15 protein-coding genes, 1 tRNA gene and 1 other RNA gene are annotated in these 14975 nt (G+C 37.4%); 7 read left to right on the top strand and 10 right to left on the bottom strand.

The window, feature by feature from the left end:
- Window positions 1-25: 25 nt before the first annotated feature.
- The 6 genes from nrdD to rpmB all read right to left on the bottom strand — a co-directional run bounded on the left by nrdD (window position 26) and on the right by rpmB (window position 5599).
- Window positions 26-2230, bottom strand: a complete 2205-nt coding sequence (nrdD, locus tag HMPREF1517_RS03450; protein WP_037599329.1) for an anaerobic ribonucleoside-triphosphate reductase — start codon at window positions 2228-2230, stop codon at window positions 26-28.
- Window positions 2231-2328: 98 nt separating this feature from the next.
- Window positions 2329-3975, bottom strand: a complete 1647-nt coding sequence (locus tag HMPREF1517_RS03445; RefSeq protein ID WP_037599327.1) for a hypothetical protein — start codon at window positions 3973-3975, stop codon at window positions 2329-2331.
- Between the two features lie 210 nt (window positions 3976-4185).
- Window positions 4186-4491 carry a DUF1292 domain-containing protein gene (locus tag HMPREF1517_RS03440; protein ID WP_002887079.1) on the bottom strand — a complete coding sequence of 102 codons (306 nt, stop codon included), beginning with the start codon at window positions 4489-4491 and terminating at the stop codon, window positions 4186-4188.
- Between the two features lie 107 nt (window positions 4492-4598).
- A complete protein-coding gene (gene ruvX, locus HMPREF1517_RS03435) occupies window positions 4599-5018 on the bottom strand; it encodes a Holliday junction resolvase RuvX (RefSeq protein ID WP_002887078.1) in 420 nt (139 codons plus the stop codon).
- Window positions 5018-5284, bottom strand: a complete 267-nt coding sequence (locus tag HMPREF1517_RS03430; protein ID WP_002885737.1) for an IreB family regulatory phosphoprotein — start codon at window positions 5282-5284, stop codon at window positions 5018-5020. Before HMPREF1517_RS03430 ends, ruvX begins: the two co-directional genes overlap by 1 nt.
- Before the next feature lie 126 nt (window positions 5285-5410).
- Entirely contained in the window at window positions 5411-5599 is a 189-nt protein-coding gene (gene rpmB, locus HMPREF1517_RS03425; protein ID WP_002885786.1) for a 50S ribosomal protein L28, read from the bottom strand.
- A 169-nt stretch (window positions 5600-5768) separates the two neighbouring features.
- Here rpmB and HMPREF1517_RS03420 point away from each other — a divergent pair, with 169 nt between their 5' ends.
- From HMPREF1517_RS03420 to HMPREF1517_RS03415, 3 genes are all read left to right on the top strand, one after another.
- Complete coding sequence (locus HMPREF1517_RS03420) at window positions 5769-7037, top strand: replication-associated recombination protein A (RefSeq protein ID WP_037599326.1); 1269 nt, start codon at window positions 5769-5771, stop codon at window positions 7035-7037.
- Window positions 7038-7122: 85 nt separating this feature from the next.
- A non-coding RNA gene (ssrS, locus tag HMPREF1517_RS10220) (6S RNA) lies at window positions 7123-7318 on the top strand.
- Window positions 7319-7391 (top strand) — tRNA-Lys (locus HMPREF1517_RS03415). It begins immediately after the preceding RNA gene.
- Between the two features lie 86 nt (window positions 7392-7477).
- On the opposite strand, the gene HMPREF1517_RS03410 is transcribed toward HMPREF1517_RS03415, so the two are convergent.
- Genes HMPREF1517_RS03410 through HMPREF1517_RS10770 form a run of 4 tightly spaced genes read right to left on the bottom strand, consistent with a single transcriptional unit; the run spans window position 7478 to window position 10024 of the window.
- A complete protein-coding gene (locus HMPREF1517_RS03410; RefSeq protein ID WP_002885655.1) occupies window positions 7478-8617 on the bottom strand; it encodes a site-specific integrase in 1140 nt (379 codons plus the stop codon).
- Window position 8618: 1 nt separating this feature from the next.
- A complete protein-coding gene (locus HMPREF1517_RS03405) occupies window positions 8619-8807 on the bottom strand; it encodes a DUF3173 domain-containing protein (protein ID WP_000369785.1) in 189 nt (62 codons plus the stop codon).
- A gap of 11 nt (window positions 8808-8818) precedes the next feature.
- Window positions 8819-9796, bottom strand: a complete 978-nt coding sequence (locus HMPREF1517_RS03400) for a replication initiation protein (RefSeq protein WP_037599324.1) — start codon at window positions 9794-9796, stop codon at window positions 8819-8821.
- 45 nt (window positions 9797-9841) lie between these two features.
- A complete protein-coding gene (locus HMPREF1517_RS10770; RefSeq protein ID WP_080976925.1) occupies window positions 9842-10024 on the bottom strand; it encodes a hypothetical protein in 183 nt (60 codons plus the stop codon).
- Between the two features lie 208 nt (window positions 10025-10232).
- On the opposite strand from HMPREF1517_RS10770, the gene HMPREF1517_RS03395 reads away from it, so the two are divergent.
- The 4 genes from HMPREF1517_RS03395 (at window position 10233) to HMPREF1517_RS03380 (ending at window position 14723) form a co-directional block, all read left to right on the top strand.
- Window positions 10233-10742, top strand: coding sequence for a helix-turn-helix domain-containing protein (locus tag HMPREF1517_RS03395; protein WP_002885824.1), 510 nt, complete (start codon window positions 10233-10235; stop codon window positions 10740-10742).
- A 315-nt stretch (window positions 10743-11057) separates the two neighbouring features.
- On the top strand, window positions 11058-12068 hold the full coding sequence (locus HMPREF1517_RS03390; RefSeq protein WP_002885799.1) for a YeiH family protein: 1011 nt from the start codon (window positions 11058-11060) through the stop codon (window positions 12066-12068).
- Window positions 12069-12688: 620 nt separating this feature from the next.
- Entirely contained in the window at window positions 12689-13195 is a 507-nt protein-coding gene (locus HMPREF1517_RS03385; protein WP_037599322.1) for a DNA topology modulation protein, read from the top strand.
- Window positions 13196-13430: 235 nt separating this feature from the next.
- A complete protein-coding gene (locus HMPREF1517_RS03380) occupies window positions 13431-14723 on the top strand; it encodes an adenylosuccinate synthase (RefSeq protein ID WP_037599321.1) in 1293 nt (430 codons plus the stop codon).
- Window positions 14724-14975 lie beyond the last annotated feature (252 nt).

The following is a 14975-nucleotide window of genomic DNA, read 5'->3' as shown; positions in this document are numbered from 1 at the left end:
TTATTATAATGTATTCTAGGTCTTATTAAAGGTGTTTACCTTCATATTTTATGGTTGAACCGTTCATGTGTTTGACTCGAGCTGAGATTTCTTTGTGGCGTCCTTTAACCATTGGGCGTGCCTGTGGATTTCCTAGATAACCGCAAGTACGTTTGACAACATCAACTGTTTTAGGATCTGTGTTGCCACAGTTAGGACACATGAATCCACGTTCTGTTGGGGTGAAGTCCCCTTCAAAGTCACACTTGTAGCATTTATCTATTGGAGTATTCGTTCCAAGATAACCGACACGGTCATAAGCAAAGTCCCAGACAGCTTCGAGTGCTTTAGGGTTTTGCTGGAGGACTGGATATTCACAATAATGGATGAATCCACCAGTTGCGCCAGCTTCTGGGTAAGCTTTTTCGAATTCTAATTTTTCAAATGGTGTTGGATTTTTACGAACATCGTAGTGGAAAGAGTTGGTGTAATATTCTTTATCTGTGATATCAGTCACGACACCGAATTTTTCAGTATCCAAACGACAGAAGCGATCAGTCAAACTTTCTGATGGTGTTGAATAAACAGAGAAATGATAATCATATTCGTCAGACCAACCTTCACAAGCATTTTTCATAGCTTTTACGATATTTAAAGTAAATGCCTTGGCTTCTAGATTTGTCTCCCAGTCACTACCATAAAAAACAGATGCTACTTCATAAAGCCCAATATAACCAAGTGATACGGTTGCACGACGATGTTTGAAGAGTTGATCTACATTGTCGAAGTTACCTAGACGTTGGCCAAAGGCCCCATACTGATAAAGTATAGGCGCATTAGCAGGTGTAGCTTCTTTGACACGTTCAACTCGATAGACGAGTGCATCTTTGGCAATTCCCATTCTTTCTTCAAAAATTTCCCAAAATTTATCTTGGTCTCCCTTAGATTCTAGGGCAATTCGAGGAAGATTAAGGGTTACAACCCCCAGATTCATTCGTCCAGAATTAACTTCAACACCATTTTCATCCTTCCACCCCTGTAGGAAGGAACGACATCCCATAGGAGCCTTGAAGGAACCCGTCAATTCAATGACTTTGTCATACGATAGGACATCCGGGTACATACGCTTTGTTGCACATTCAAGAGCTAGTTGCTTAATATCGTAGTTAGGTGAGCTAGGCTCTAAGTTAAGTCCACGTTTTAAGGTAAAAATCAGTTTAGGGAAAATAGCTGTACGGTGTTCGGAGCCAAGTCCTAAAATACGAACTTGTAGGATAGCCTTTTGGATTTCACGCTCAAACCAGCTTGTTCCCAAACCGAAACCTAGAGAGGTAAAGGGAGTCTGTCCATTTGAAGTGAAAAGCGTATTAATCTCATATTCAAGAGATTGCATAGCATCGTAGATATCTTTACGCGTTTTGGCGCGTGCATAATCTTCACGTTTTTCTTCAGCTACCCACTCTTTAGCATCAGCTAAGTGTTTTTTGTAGTTAAGTTTTGCGTAAGGAGCTAAAAACTCATCGATACGGTCAGCAGTACAGCCACCATATTGACTAGAGGCAACATTTGCGATGATTTGTGAAATTTGTGCTGTTGCAGTTTGAATGGATTTAGGACTTTCAACTTCAGCGTTACCAATTTTAAAACCATTTGCCAACATGCCTTTGAAGTCAATCAAACAACAGTTGGTCATAGGTGTGTAGGGGCTGTAGTCTAAATCGTGGAAATGGATATCTCCTTTTTGATGAGCATTTGCCACGTGTGGAGGAAGCATCTTAAGTCCTACAGACTTTCCGACAATTCCTGCGGTTAGATCACGTTGTGTATTGTAAAGGTCGCTATCTTTATTAGCATTTTCATGGACAACAGCTTGATCTTTATTAACAAGTTTACTGATGGTGAAATTGATGTCAGTAGCCTGAGAACGCTCAAAATCACGTTTGGTACGATAGTTAATATATTCTTGAGCGATAGCATATTCGTTAGCTTCGAGTAACTCATGCTCTACAATGCTTTGGATTTCATATATTTTGATATTTTGAGTGAAGCGGTCATTAATTTCAGCAACAATACGGTTGGCAATTCCCTCCAATTTTGCTTCAATTAAGGGTGTGATAGGTGTAATAGCTTCACTCGCTTTGAGAATAGCTTCATATATTTTACTTGAATCAAAGACAACCATACGACCATCACGTTTGATGACTTTGATATCAGGGTTGATTGTAACCTTTTCTTTTTCTAATGTAATCATCTAAAAATCACCTCGTTACTAATTATAGCACTAGGCAAAAAAAAATCAATATATTGTGGTATATTTTTATCTCAACCACTATATATTGATTTTTTGACCTATTTTAGGACGTAAACAGTGTATCGTTCAACGCCTTTTACAGGGGCTTTTTTATAGTTTTTTGAAAGTGTAGATTTAACATCAGAAGGTAGTTGTGTATCCTGTTGGACAACGATATATTGTGCTGAATCTTGGATAATAGTATCTGAGAGAGCTTTCTGATGACTAGATTTAGCTGTGTTAAGTTCTGGAAGAACAAATTGTGAGGCTGCTTTACGACCGCTTTCCAAATAAATTTTTGCTGAGGAATCGTAAACGTAGATAGTTTCATCTTTTTTGGTATTTTTAGCGAGGTAATTTGCAACAGTACTACGTTCAGTATTATTCCCTAAATTAAATAGGAACATAATGATTGGCATCGCAAAAGCGAATGCAAAGACTGCAATAGGTAAGAAGTAATTACGACTAAGGAAGATACCAAAAACTTTAAGTGTGTGAATTTGGTTACCATTACGACGTCGGTGAGAAGTTCGCTCTGCTCTCTTTTTAATAGCATCATCTAAAGAAAGTGCTGTTAAGACTAGACCATAAGGTACGATATTGAGCATACTGTAAAGTCCAAAGCTTTGAGAGAACAAGCTGTAAACCACTGTAAAGATAAAACTAAGGAGCAGTACCCACTTGATGCTCTTATCTTTAGCCTCGCCAAGAAGGTGGTTGCTTGTAGTAAGTGCACCAATAAGTAACCCAGAGCCTAAAACAGCAAAGCTTTGATAGGCTAGTGTAAGTAGAAAGTCATTTTTTTCTACAGCGAGTTGTGTAAAGTTGTAAACCAAAACTTGGTTAATATAGTCCGATGTAATTTGTAAATTAAGGATAAAGTAAAGACATAGATACAATACTAGAATATTACCAAAAACAATACAAAGAACTTGATAAAAACCACGAGCAAAGTGTTTGTTGACAAGGTTGTAAACGAAGATTGTCACAAGTGACAATATCCAGAAAATAAGAGTTCGAGCTTCAAAGAGGGCCCCGGCAGTTCCAGCAAAGCCGTAAAGAATAAAGGCTTCGTCACGACTATGACCCGCAAAGTAACGAGTTAAGAAGAAGATTGCACCTAGGACAAAAGGCATAGCAAATTGGATAGGGTAAAGCCCACCAAAACCAAGTGTTCCATTAGTGACATAGAAAATAATACTAATTAGAGTGGCAATTTCCTTCTTACTTGTCATGTGCATGACAGTCTTGTAAAGGTAACTACCAGAAAGATAGTAGGCGAGGAATTGTATAGGAATTAGCCAAAGCGTTGATCCTAAACGGAAAGCAAGAGAAACCAGGAGGTAATAAAAGAATCCACCTGTCGCAAAAAAGTCAGAGTAAGGTAAGCTACCATTGGCAAACATTTTTGCAATATAAAGGTTTTGAGACTGTATATTATTGGCAAAGTCTGTAAAGCAGGGAACTGATATACTAAAAATACTTAAGATCAAACTGAAAATCAGGATATGACCTTTATGCTTCCATGGAAGTGAGATCTTAGTTTTTTTCTCTATTTGAGAAGAATCTGATTCTTCGGTATGTCCTTGAATTGTCACTTCAATCTTTTCGGATTGACTATCTTGTGTATGAGATCGATGGTGGCTTCGATGATAACCTTGGTAGCCACTTGAATCTACAGTATTGTCTTCGTTGTATGGACTCACAATTAAACTCCTTTGTTGACATTTGAAAAGTTATAAATAGAAGGGTCTTGCCTCCTAATTGTCTTATTTAAAGTATATCAGATAATACCATTTAGTCAATTTTCCTCTAATTTCTTACATTTAATAAAAAATATCTAAAAAAGAGACTGAGATACAATATCCCAATCTCTTTTTAACAAGCCATTTCTTTGCCTATGGCATTGAATATTTTTAGTTTTCGTCGATAAAGCTATTGAAAACTTCTTCGATCATATCCCATTCAGCATCTGAATCTTCAGGGATTGGTTGAAGGTCGCCTTCAGTACCGTCTTCATTTTCAGTGAATGAGTATGCTTGTATTTCGATTTCTCCATTAGCATCTTCTTCAGCACCAGCTGGTACTAAAAGAACATAGTTTTTACCAAATTCTTCGCGTCCATCAATAGTCAACAAGATTTCAAAAAGTGTTTCATTTCCTTGTTCGTCTACTAAAGTGATGACTTCATGATCATGGTTGTGGTCGTGATTGTGTGACATATTGTTCTCCTTTTTGAAGAGAGCGCTGAATAGTGAGGAAAATCTAGTATATTTGCTTGTCAGTTTACTAGATTGTCACTTGACTATTAGGTCTCTATTACACTTTCTTAAAACATTCGATCGAGGTAGTTTTGTAGAATAAGTTGGGCAGCTAATTTATCAATAACTTTTTTACGTTTTCCACGGCTGACATCTGCTTGTTCAACTAACATACGCTCGGCTTGAACAGTTGTCAAGCGCTCGTCTTGGTAATCTACAGGAATTCCAAAGATTTCCTTGATTTTGTCACCATAGGCTTTGCTTGCCTCAACACGTGGTCCTTCAGTGTTATTCATGTTTTTAGGAAGACCAACAACAAATTTTTCTACCTTATATTCTTTAACGAGCTCGCCTAGTCGGTCGAAACCAAACTCTTCAGCCTCCTCGTCAATTTTGATAATTTCAACGCCTTGGGCTGTAAAACCGAGGGGGTCACTAATCGCAACTCCTACTGTTTTTGAGCCAACATCAAGTCCCATTACTCGCATTAGAGGTCAATTCCATTTCCTTTAAGATAATAGCGAACGAGTTCTTCAACGATTTCATCACGTTCGTATTTACGAATCTGGTTACGGGCGTCATTATAACGCGGAACATAAGCAGGGTCACCGCTCAGAACATAACCGACGATTTGGTTGATAGGATTATAACCTTTCTCAGCCAACGAACGGTAGACATTTGTCAAAGTATTACTGATTTCATCTTTGCTACCGTCGTCTAGGTTGAAACGAACAGTTTCATCTGTAAATCCCATACTGACACCTTCTTTCTATAAGAATTATCTGTTAGTTCTTTATTATAACATAAGTATACCCAAAAGGGAAAGATGATAAATAAAAAAAGAGACGACTGAAGTCATCTCTCTTAATATCCAATAAGATTAAACGCGTTCAACTTTACCAGATTTAAGCGCACGAGCTGAAGCCCAAACTTTTTTAGGTTTACCATCAACAAGGATAGTAACTTTTTGAAGGTTAGGTTTAACGGCACGTTTAGTTTTGTTCATAGCGTGTGAACGGTTGTTTCCAGAAACAGTTTTACGTCCTGTAAAGTAACATACTTTAGCCATTTCGTGTTTTCCTCCTAGGTAGAATTTATTACGGATGTGCTAGCACCACATACCAAAACATTCTATCATAAGAATTTAGGTTTGACAAGAACTATTTATGATTTCTTTTTGTAACAAAATAGTATATGCTTATTGTAATAAGAAAAAATCAGTTAAAAAAGGAGAGAAGATGCCAGATAATCTTGCTCTACGCATGCGTCCACGTACAATTTCAGAGGTGATTGGTCAGAAGCATCTGGTTGGTGAAGGTAAAATTATTCGCCGTATGGTAGAAGCTAATATGCTATCGTCAATGATTCTCTACGGGCCACCAGGAATCGGGAAGACCTCAATAGCTAGTGCTATTGCAGGAACAACAAAATTTGCTTTTAGAACCTTTAATGCTACAGTTGATAGCAAGAAACGCCTGCAGGAAATTGCGGAAGAGGCTAAATTTTCAGGTGGCTTAGTTCTGCTCCTAGATGAGATTCATCGTTTAGATAAAGCTAAACAAGACTTTTTATTACCACTCTTAGAGAATGGTAATATTATCATGATTGGGGCTACAACGGAGAATCCGTTTTTTTCTGTAACACCAGCCATCCGTAGTCGTGTACAAATATTTGAGTTGGAACCACTCTCTAACGAGGATATTAAGGAAGCTATCCTAGGTGTTTTAGAGGACAAGGAGCGTGGTTTTGACTTTGATGTCCAGTTAGATGATGATGCTCTAGATTTTATTGCTACAGCTACTAATGGTGATCTACGTTCTGCTTATAATTCGTTAGATCTAGCTGTCATGTCGACGCCAGCTTCAGAAGATGGGCTTCGCCATATTACTTTAGATACAGTGGAAAATAGTTTACAACGTAGCTATATCACCATGGATAAAGACGGTGATGGACACTATGATGTGCTCTCTGCTTTGCAAAAATCTATTCGAGGCTCTGATGTTAATGCCAGTCTTCATTATGCAGCGCGTTTGGTTGAAGCAGGAGATCTCCCTAGTCTAGCGCGGCGCTTGACTGTGATTGCATACGAGGATATTGGTTTAGCTAATCCTGATGCGCAAGTTCACACGGTTACAGCTTTGGAAGCTGCACAGAAAGTAGGTTTCCCAGAGGCGCGTATTTTGATAGCCAATGTAGTTGTTGACTTAGCTTTATCTCCTAAGTCGAATTCGGCTTATATGGCCATGGATGCTGCCTTAGCAGACCTTAGAAAATCAGGAAATTTACCGATTCCTCGTCATTTGAGAGATGGACACTATGCTGGAAGCAAGGAACTGGGCAATGCACAAGATTACAAGTATCCCCATGCTTATCCCGAAAAGTGGGTCAAGCAACAATACCTTCCAGATAAACTAAGAGGTGTGAATTATTTCCACCCCAATGAAACCGGGAAATATGAAAGAGCTCTTGGAGCTAATAAAGAACGGATTGATAAGTTATCTAGGTAATACGAGAGGAATCAACGAAAACGATTGCAAAAAATTGATTTTTCCTCTTGCAATAATTTTCAAAAGTGGTATTATAAAAACATAGAAATTGCTGTGGTATACGAATCCACATATAAGTGTTGACCGACTAATTTTTGTATTATCGGGAGACAGAGGTCTATTAACAGTGTGCAGGCTGGCTCACCCAGAAGCAACTGAAGTTAGTAGCGAGTCGCCCACCTGCTTTTTTACGTCGCGGGTTCAATACAAACCGTGGATCATCGGTACCAATACAGCATCCAGCCTCCTTAGCTCAGTTGGTAGAGCAGTGGACTCTTAATCCATGGGTCACAGGTTCGAGCCCTGTAGGGGGCATCAAACTCCAACAGTAAAAGCCTTGATAACCAAGGCTTTTTTGCTTGTCTTAAGAGCATTTGCCCCATCGTTTGCCCCACATTTTTTTATGAGCAATCTTTCCAGATATCTCTGATTTGATTAAATTCCTCAAAAATTTTCTCTTCTAAAGTGTGTCCATATACTTCTACCAACATTGAAATATCTCTATGCCCTAGAATTTTTGCAATAACTCCAAGGTCAAACCCTTTGTGCCAGAGGTAGCTTCCATAGGTGTGACGTGCTCCTTTTGTCGTGATAATTGGATAAATGTCCAACTCATTTAAGAGAACACTCAAAGCTTTATTGACGCTTGCAATATCTGGAACTGAATGAATATATCCAAAATGTTGAAAGATCATTCGATATCGATTTTTGATTCCTAACTCCATGTTTGCTCTTTCTTGCTCCGTTTGTAAAAGGCGCAAAATTTTGATACACTCTTCGTCTATTGGAACCATCCGAATAGACGTTTTATTTTTTGGTGGAACAAACTTATGAGAGAGAGTATTATACCTCCTGTATGTTTTTAACAATCCTCTGTCAAAATCAACCTCATTCCAAGTTAACGCTACTAACTCTCCAAACCTCATGCCTGTTTTTAATAGAAAATAGACGATATAAGGAACAATTGAACGTTGGTAATCGAATTTTCTCTTTACTGCTAAAAGTAAATCCAGATAGTCCTTTTCTGTATGTAAATATTTCTCTTCTGTCATCTGTTGTTCTTTGGATGAAAACAACTCGACATGTTGTGTAAAATCATCTATTAGAACTTTGTCAGCAATTGCCATTTGGATGCTCTGATGAATCCCCGTATTCAATCTACCAAGAAAATTTCTACCAACTGTTTGCCCATACTTATTCATAATTCTTTGGTATTCACTCGCACGAATTTGAGTGACTTTTTTATTTCCAAATAATCTTTCAATTGTGTTTTTACGGAGAAGATATTTTTTCTTTGTTTCTTCCGACCTACTACTTGGTAAAATTTTTAGTTCAAGCCATTCTTGATATAGATCGGCAAGAGAAATATCTCTAGAAATTCTTTTTCCTAAACGAAGTTCTTGCAGAATCGGTTCAGCTTCTGACTCTGCAAGTTTTTTTGTTTTAAAACCGCTATTATGAGCAACAGTTTTTCCTTCGTTACGAATTTCATAAGTCCATAAATTACTATCTCCTCGCTTTCGGTAACGAACACTTGCCATATTACGCCACCTCTGTTCCTAGAATCTCATTTACAACACTTTTTGGAACAACCATCAAACGTTTGCGATTATAAAATGTATAGCCTCGTGATACAAGTAATTCTCTTGCCTGATGGATGATATCATTTGCAGTGTGAGGGCGATAGCCCATTTCAATTAATTCTTTGTTGCTAATTAAATTATTATCCATAGTTATCCTCCTTATTGATTTTCTAAAGTCAGAAACTCACCTACAAGTAGTTGTAATTCTGTATTTAATTTAGGGAGATTCTGTATTAATACTTCTTTTAATTCTTCCGCAAATTGGTTCGTTTCTTCTCTCAATAGTTTGCGGACTCTTGTTTTTTTCTTTTTGATGCTGTCTGATTTTAAATTTGGAAAAGCCAATGACAACAGTTCAGGATTGTTGAGAAAGATAATTGTAAATGCTCTTTGCTCCACTCGAATATGATCTAGCTGGTAAAATCCGAAATTATCAAGTCGATTCATAATATCTTGGACCATCTCCTCCCCAATCGCTTTGGTTCTGAGTTGGAACTCTAGTCTCCACCAAAACGGATTTACAGCCAAATCTAGCTTCTCTTGGCGCTTGTGAGCAATGATTTCTTTATTCTTATCATATAACCTAACTTGTACATTACTACCGCTAGAACCCCAATATTTCGTCTCTAATTCGCCCCCTCGACCATAGAAGACCTTATGGGTAACACCACCTTTAATATGTTGCAAATTAACGATCTCAGGCCTGTTGAGAATGTCAAATGCCAAATCAAAACGAGACAATCGTACCGTCAATGAATTCAATCTGGCAAAGTACATTAATTGCCTCCATACTTTCATTCCATCAAATTCTTTTAAAGTGTTAGGATTGAAATCAATCCGAATCAATTGTTCACCTCCATAAGTGGATAATTGAAAAAATATAATATTGATTGAATCATACTCATTAAAATCTTTAGCTAAAGTAAAGACATCATCTCGCACGTTATCATGTATTTCAAATGAGTCAACTCTTGTACTTATTGCCTGTTTCAGATTTTTGAAAATTCGTCTTAGGGAACCCGTGTCTGTATCCCAGATAACCGTTAATCTATCAATACTGACATCTAACCTCTGTACTAATTCTCCTATTTCACATCGTTCTTGAATGCTTCTTAAATCTTGTATAGAAACCAACAAAATTGTCCCCCCTTCTTTTAGATTTTTTAGGTCTCAGAAACACCGTCAAATCAACGTTTGCTCGTTCCGTCGTTCTTTGGACGTTGTCCTAAGTGTACCTTTTTGCTGGCTGTTAGAATAGCCAGTTTTTGCTTGGCTAGAAATTGTCTGGACGGCAGTCTGCAGGACTTCGCCTGACTTCCCGTCAGGCTCGTCCCTTGTCCTTGTCCACACAATTTCTAGCTCCAAGGCTTCGAATAGTCATAAGTCATAGTCTCGTCTTCAACTTCCTCCTCACTCACTATTCCTAAACAGATGAACTATTTTGTATTATTTATAACTTATTTTTAAGTTATAAATATATTTTACAAAAAATATTTTTGGAAGTCAATTAAAAACTTGATTTGTAAGTTTATAGGTGATAGAATAAGTTTAAAATAAAAAACAGGAGTTCATCATGACCTTTATTATTCAAAATTTTGGACCCAATTTGGCACGACTACGCATAGAAAAAGGAGTGAGTCAAACTCAACTTGCGGAAGATTTAGGAATCGGTAAACAATCCATCTCTGACTACGAAAAACAAAAAAGCTACCCCACCTTTGCAAATTTAGATAAGATAGCAGAATATTTTAATGCAACTCCAACTCAACTTTTTGGAACGAGTAAGGAGATTGAATTAGAAAAGAGTGTTCTTGAATCGAATGAATACTCTGATAAAGTAAGTGAGATCTTAAAGGCTGTCAAATACATCGAACATTTTCTACAAACTGATGGACAGTACTTAGAGGATTTACTTTACCTAACAAGAGGCAACCAGCTATACACAGAAGATGGAGATGAGTTGTATATTGATCCAACTTCTCAGAAAAGAACATTTCATAACCAATATGAACCTGGTTTTATTGTAGCAAGAGATAAATCCCCACTAGAACTCTTAATTGAAAATAAGAACCTATTAGATTAAAAAAAGCGAGGATATGTACTGATCCCAAAAGTTAGATTTTTTCTGTCTAACTTTTGGGGTGCAGTACATTTTCAACTCTCTTATTTATTTTCTTATCTCACATAATTACTTCACATATCCAGGCTCATCAAATTCATTTTTTTCAATAACATATGCCACATTTGCATCCTTATTGATCAAAGAACATATATCTATTAAACTACAAAAGCTCTCTGACCGCAAAATTCCGTTAATTTACAACCTTATTCCTACTTTCTATTTTACTTTTCTGACAGGTAAGATTATAATAAGGAGTATTTATTTTCGGAGGTTTTTATGTCATTTCTATCAAAAAATTGGGCAGGACTGTTAGTCTGTCTGATCATTTCTATCATCTCTTGGGTTTTAGGAGGCTTTCTGCCTGTTGTGGGAGCACCTGTTTTCGCCATTTTTATCGGAATGATTCTCTACCCCTTTCTCACTCCCTATAAACAACTGGATGCTGGTTTGACTTATAGCTCCAAAAAATTGCTTCAGTATGCTGTTATCTTACTTGGTTTTGGACTCAATATCTCTCAAGTTTTCGCAGTTGGAAAATCTTCCCTTCCTGTCATCCTTTCGACTATTTCTATCGCTTTAATTATTGCTTTCTTTTTCCAACGATTTTTTAACATGGATACAAAGCTAGCTACCTTGATTGGGGTAGGCTCTTCTATCTGTGGCGGTTCTGCCATTGCAGCGACTGCTCCTGTTATTCACGCCAAGGAAAAAGAAGTAGCCCAAGCCATTTCTGTTATCTTTTTCTTCAATGTCTTGGCAGCTCTTATCTTTCCAACTCTAGGTTCTTGGCTCCATCTCTCCAACGAAGGTTTTGCTCTCTTTGCGGGTACTGCGGTCAACGATACTTCCTCTGTAACAGCCACAGCTAGCTCCTGGGATAGTCTGTATCATACCAATACTCTAGAATCTGCAACCATTGTCAAACTGACTCGTACCTTAGCTATTATCCCTATTACTCTCTTCCTCTCCTATTGGCAAAGCCGTCAACAAGACAACAACCAAGGAGTAAAGCTTAAAAAAATCTTCCCCGTTTTCATTCTCTACTTCATCCTAGCTTCTCTGCTAACTACCGTCCTTACTTCTTTTGGTGTTAGCAATAGCTTCTTTTCACCTCTCAAACAGCTCTCCAAATTCCTCATCATCATGGCTATGAGTGCTATTGGTCTCAAAACTAACCTCGTTGCTATGATCAAATCCAGTGGAAAATCCATTCTTCTTGGAGCCCTTTGCTGGATCGCTATCATCCTGACTAGTCTTGGCATGCAATTACTCATCGGTATTTTCTAAGAAAAAAGGGAGCCTAAAGGCTACCTCAGAACGTAGACAAACGTCATTTTTGGCGTTTGTCTTTTTGTATCTTCAAAGATATTTTGTCTTATCATCTACTATTCCATCCAAAAATCTGATTTAAAGCAAAATAAAAAGGGATATTCCCTATCCATTTCGATAATTTTTTCATTAATTTGTTTTTCCATTTTATCCTCCGATTAGTCTCGCACTGATATTTATTGATAACAACACTATATTTCTAGTATAGCATAATCATTAGATATTATAGGTTTTCAAACCAAATGAGAGTCATTCGTTTTTGCCCCACTTTTGCCCCATTTTTAAATCATGACATTGGAAATACCTAAAAGTACTTCCCTAAAATCACTTATATTTCAATATTTTTAATTACTCTCAATATGAAAATCCTTTCCAAATCCATGTAGGGGGCATCTTAATATCGGAAAGAGACTTGCTTATAAGTCTCTTTTTATTTTTCTAAGAAAGAACTCACTTTAAACAGGACTTTACGTGCTTGTTTGTCTAAACGAGAGTTGTTCCCAATGATAATTTCTTCTAAATATATGCTTTGTGTTATGATAATAGTCAAGAAACAGAATTGAAAAAGGAGACATGAGTTGAATATTGCAATCATTGGCTATAGTGGTTCTGGAAAGTCGACTTTGGCAAATTTTTTAGGTCAACACTACAATTGTAAGGTACTTCATTTAGATAAAATTCATTTCACATCAAATTGGCAAGAGCGAACAGTTGATGAAATGACTGGCGATATATCAACATTTATGCTACAAAGTGATTGGATTATCGAAGGGAATTACTCGGCCTGTCTTTATGAAGAACGTATGAGGGAAGCTGACTGTATTGTATATTTCAACTTTAACAGAGTTAATTGTCTCTATCGGGCGTTTAGGCGTTATTTAACATATAGGGGAAAGACACGTCCTAGCATGGCAGAAGGCTGTAATGAAAAATTTGATTTTGCATTTGTGAAATGGATTTTATTAGACGGACGTTCTAAAAAATATGTAGAGCGATATAATGCAGTTGTTAAAAATTATTCTGACAAGACAATTATTTTAAAGAATCAAAGGCAGTTAAATGATTATATGAAGCAGGTTAAATAGCTGATAGTTGTACATAAGAAGCAAGGTTAAAAAGATATAGTAAATAACTAGTTGCAATCTTAGCTATAACTGTCAGAATATTTTGTAAGAAGCGCTTTCAACGTTGAACAAATAGACTTTTTTCTGCTATAATAAACTGTAACGCAAAACTTGTGGGTGAAATTCCCACCGTGAAGTTTTTCAAGAAAGGTGGGGACAGCCTCGTAAAGGTGAAGCTGTCCGTTATCAAAATAATATGACATCAGTAGTTGTTGTGGGTACCCAGTGGGGTGATGAAGGTAAAGGGAAAATTACAGATTTCCTAAGTCAAGATGCCGAAGTGATCGCACGTTATCAAGGTGGAGACAATGCAGGTCACACGATTGTTATCGATGGTAAGAAATTTAAATTGCACTTGATTCCATCAGGTATTTTCTTCCCAGAGAAAATCTCTGTTATCGGGAACGGTGTAGTGGTCAATCCTAAATCACTTGTCAAAGAGTTGAAATATCTTCATGCAGAAGGTGTGTCAACAGAGAGCCTTCGTATTTCTGACCGCGCACACGTTATTTTGCCGTACCATATTAAACTTGATCAACTGCAAGAAGCCGCCAAAGGTGACAATAAGATTGGTACAACTAACAAAGGTATTGGTCCTGCCTATATGGATAAGGCTGCGCGTGTAGGTATCCGTATTGCAGACCTTTTGGACAAAGAAATTTTTGCTGATCGTTTGAAAACGAACTTAGCTGAGAAAAACCGTCTTTTCAGTAAGATGTATGAAGCTGAAGAATTATCATTCGATGAGATTTTTGAAGAATACTACGCTTACGGACAACAAATTAAGCAATATGTCACAGATACATCCGTTATCTTGAATGACGCTCTTGATGCAGGTAAACGTGTCCTCTTTGAAGGAGCTCAAGGGGTTATGCTTGATATTGACCAAGGTACTTACCCATTTGTAACGTCATCAAACCCAGTTGCGGGTGGTGTTACAATCGGTTCTGGTGTTGGTCCATCTAAAATTAATAAGGTAGTTGGTGTATGTAAGGCCTATACGAGTCGTGTTGGTGATGGTCCTTTCCCAACTGAGTTATTTGATGAAGTGGGTGAACGCATCCGTGAAGTTGGTCATGAATATGGAACAACAACTGGACGTCCACGTCGTGTAGGATGGTTTGACTCAGTGGTGATGCGCCATAGTCGTCGTGTATCAGGTATCACAAACCTCAGCTTGAACTGTATCGATGTTCTCTCAGGTCTTGACACTGTAAAAATTTGTGTAGCTTATGACCTTGATGGTGAGCGTATTGATTACTACCCAGCTAGTCTTGAGCAACTGAAACGTTGTAAACCAATCTATGAAGAATTGCCAGGTTGGGAAGAAGACATCACAGGTTGCCGTAGTTTAGATGAGCTTCCTGAAAATGCTCGTAATTATGTTCGTCGTGTAGGTGAATTGGTAGGTGTACGTATCTCTACTTTCTCTGTAGGACCAGGACGTGAACAAACAAACATCCTTGAAAGTGTTTGGTCAAATATCTAAAGCCAACAAAAGGAGAATCTAGGAAACTAGGTTCTCTTTTCTCACGCCTTAAACATATAGATTAATAGGAATATTGCAACTGTTAAAAAAGGTTACTAATTTTTCGATATGATTAGGAAAGAAACCTTTCTATTTGATTAGTTTTTCGGTATAATATGGATTGATTAAATGAAAATTAATGAGAACCTACTTTCATGATTTAAAAGTGTGTTCATAATTTTGACGAAGAAAATAAGTGAGCATATCTCTTAA

The organism is Streptococcus sp. ACS2, assembly GCF_000525585.1.
Classification (GTDB): Bacteria; Bacillota; Bacilli; order Lactobacillales; family Streptococcaceae; genus Streptococcus.
The sequence above is the reverse complement of the archived record's forward strand: the minus strand, read 5'-3'. Positions and strand labels throughout refer to the sequence as shown.

Bases quoted from the DNA above. Each gene is read 5' to 3' on its own strand.
- HMPREF1517_RS03430 (WP_002885737.1), bottom strand. From the start codon at position 5,284: ATGGGATTTACAGATGAAACTGTTCGTTTCAACCTAGACGACGGTAGC.
- HMPREF1517_RS03410 (WP_002885655.1), bottom strand. From the start codon at position 8,617: ATGGCAAGTGTTCGTTACCGAAAGCGAGGAGATAGTAATTTATGGACT.
- HMPREF1517_RS03390 (WP_002885799.1), top strand. From the start codon at position 11,058: ATGTCATTTCTATCAAAAAATTGGGCAGGACTGTTAGTCTGTCTGATC.
- HMPREF1517_RS03440 (WP_002887079.1), bottom strand. From the start codon at position 4,491: ATGTCACACAATCACGACCACAACCATGATCATGAAGTCATCACTTTA.
- HMPREF1517_RS03380 (WP_037599321.1), top strand. From the start codon at position 13,431: ATGACATCAGTAGTTGTTGTGGGTACCCAGTGGGGTGATGAAGGTAAA.
- nrdD (WP_037599329.1), bottom strand. From the start codon at position 2,230: ATGATTACATTAGAAAAAGAAAAGGTTACAATCAACCCTGATATCAAA.
- HMPREF1517_RS03395 (WP_002885824.1), top strand. From the start codon at position 10,233: ATGACCTTTATTATTCAAAATTTTGGACCCAATTTGGCACGACTACGC.
- ruvX (WP_002887078.1), bottom strand. From the start codon at position 5,018: ATGCGAGTAATGGGACTTGATGTTGGCTCAAAAACAGTAGGAGTTGCG.
- HMPREF1517_RS03420 (WP_037599326.1), top strand. From the start codon at position 5,769: ATGCCAGATAATCTTGCTCTACGCATGCGTCCACGTACAATTTCAGAG.
- rpmB (WP_002885786.1), bottom strand. From the start codon at position 5,599: ATGGCTAAAGTATGTTACTTTACAGGACGTAAAACTGTTTCTGGAAAC.
- HMPREF1517_RS03405 (WP_000369785.1), bottom strand. From the start codon at position 8,807: ATGGATAATAATTTAATTAGCAACAAAGAATTAATTGAAATGGGCTAT.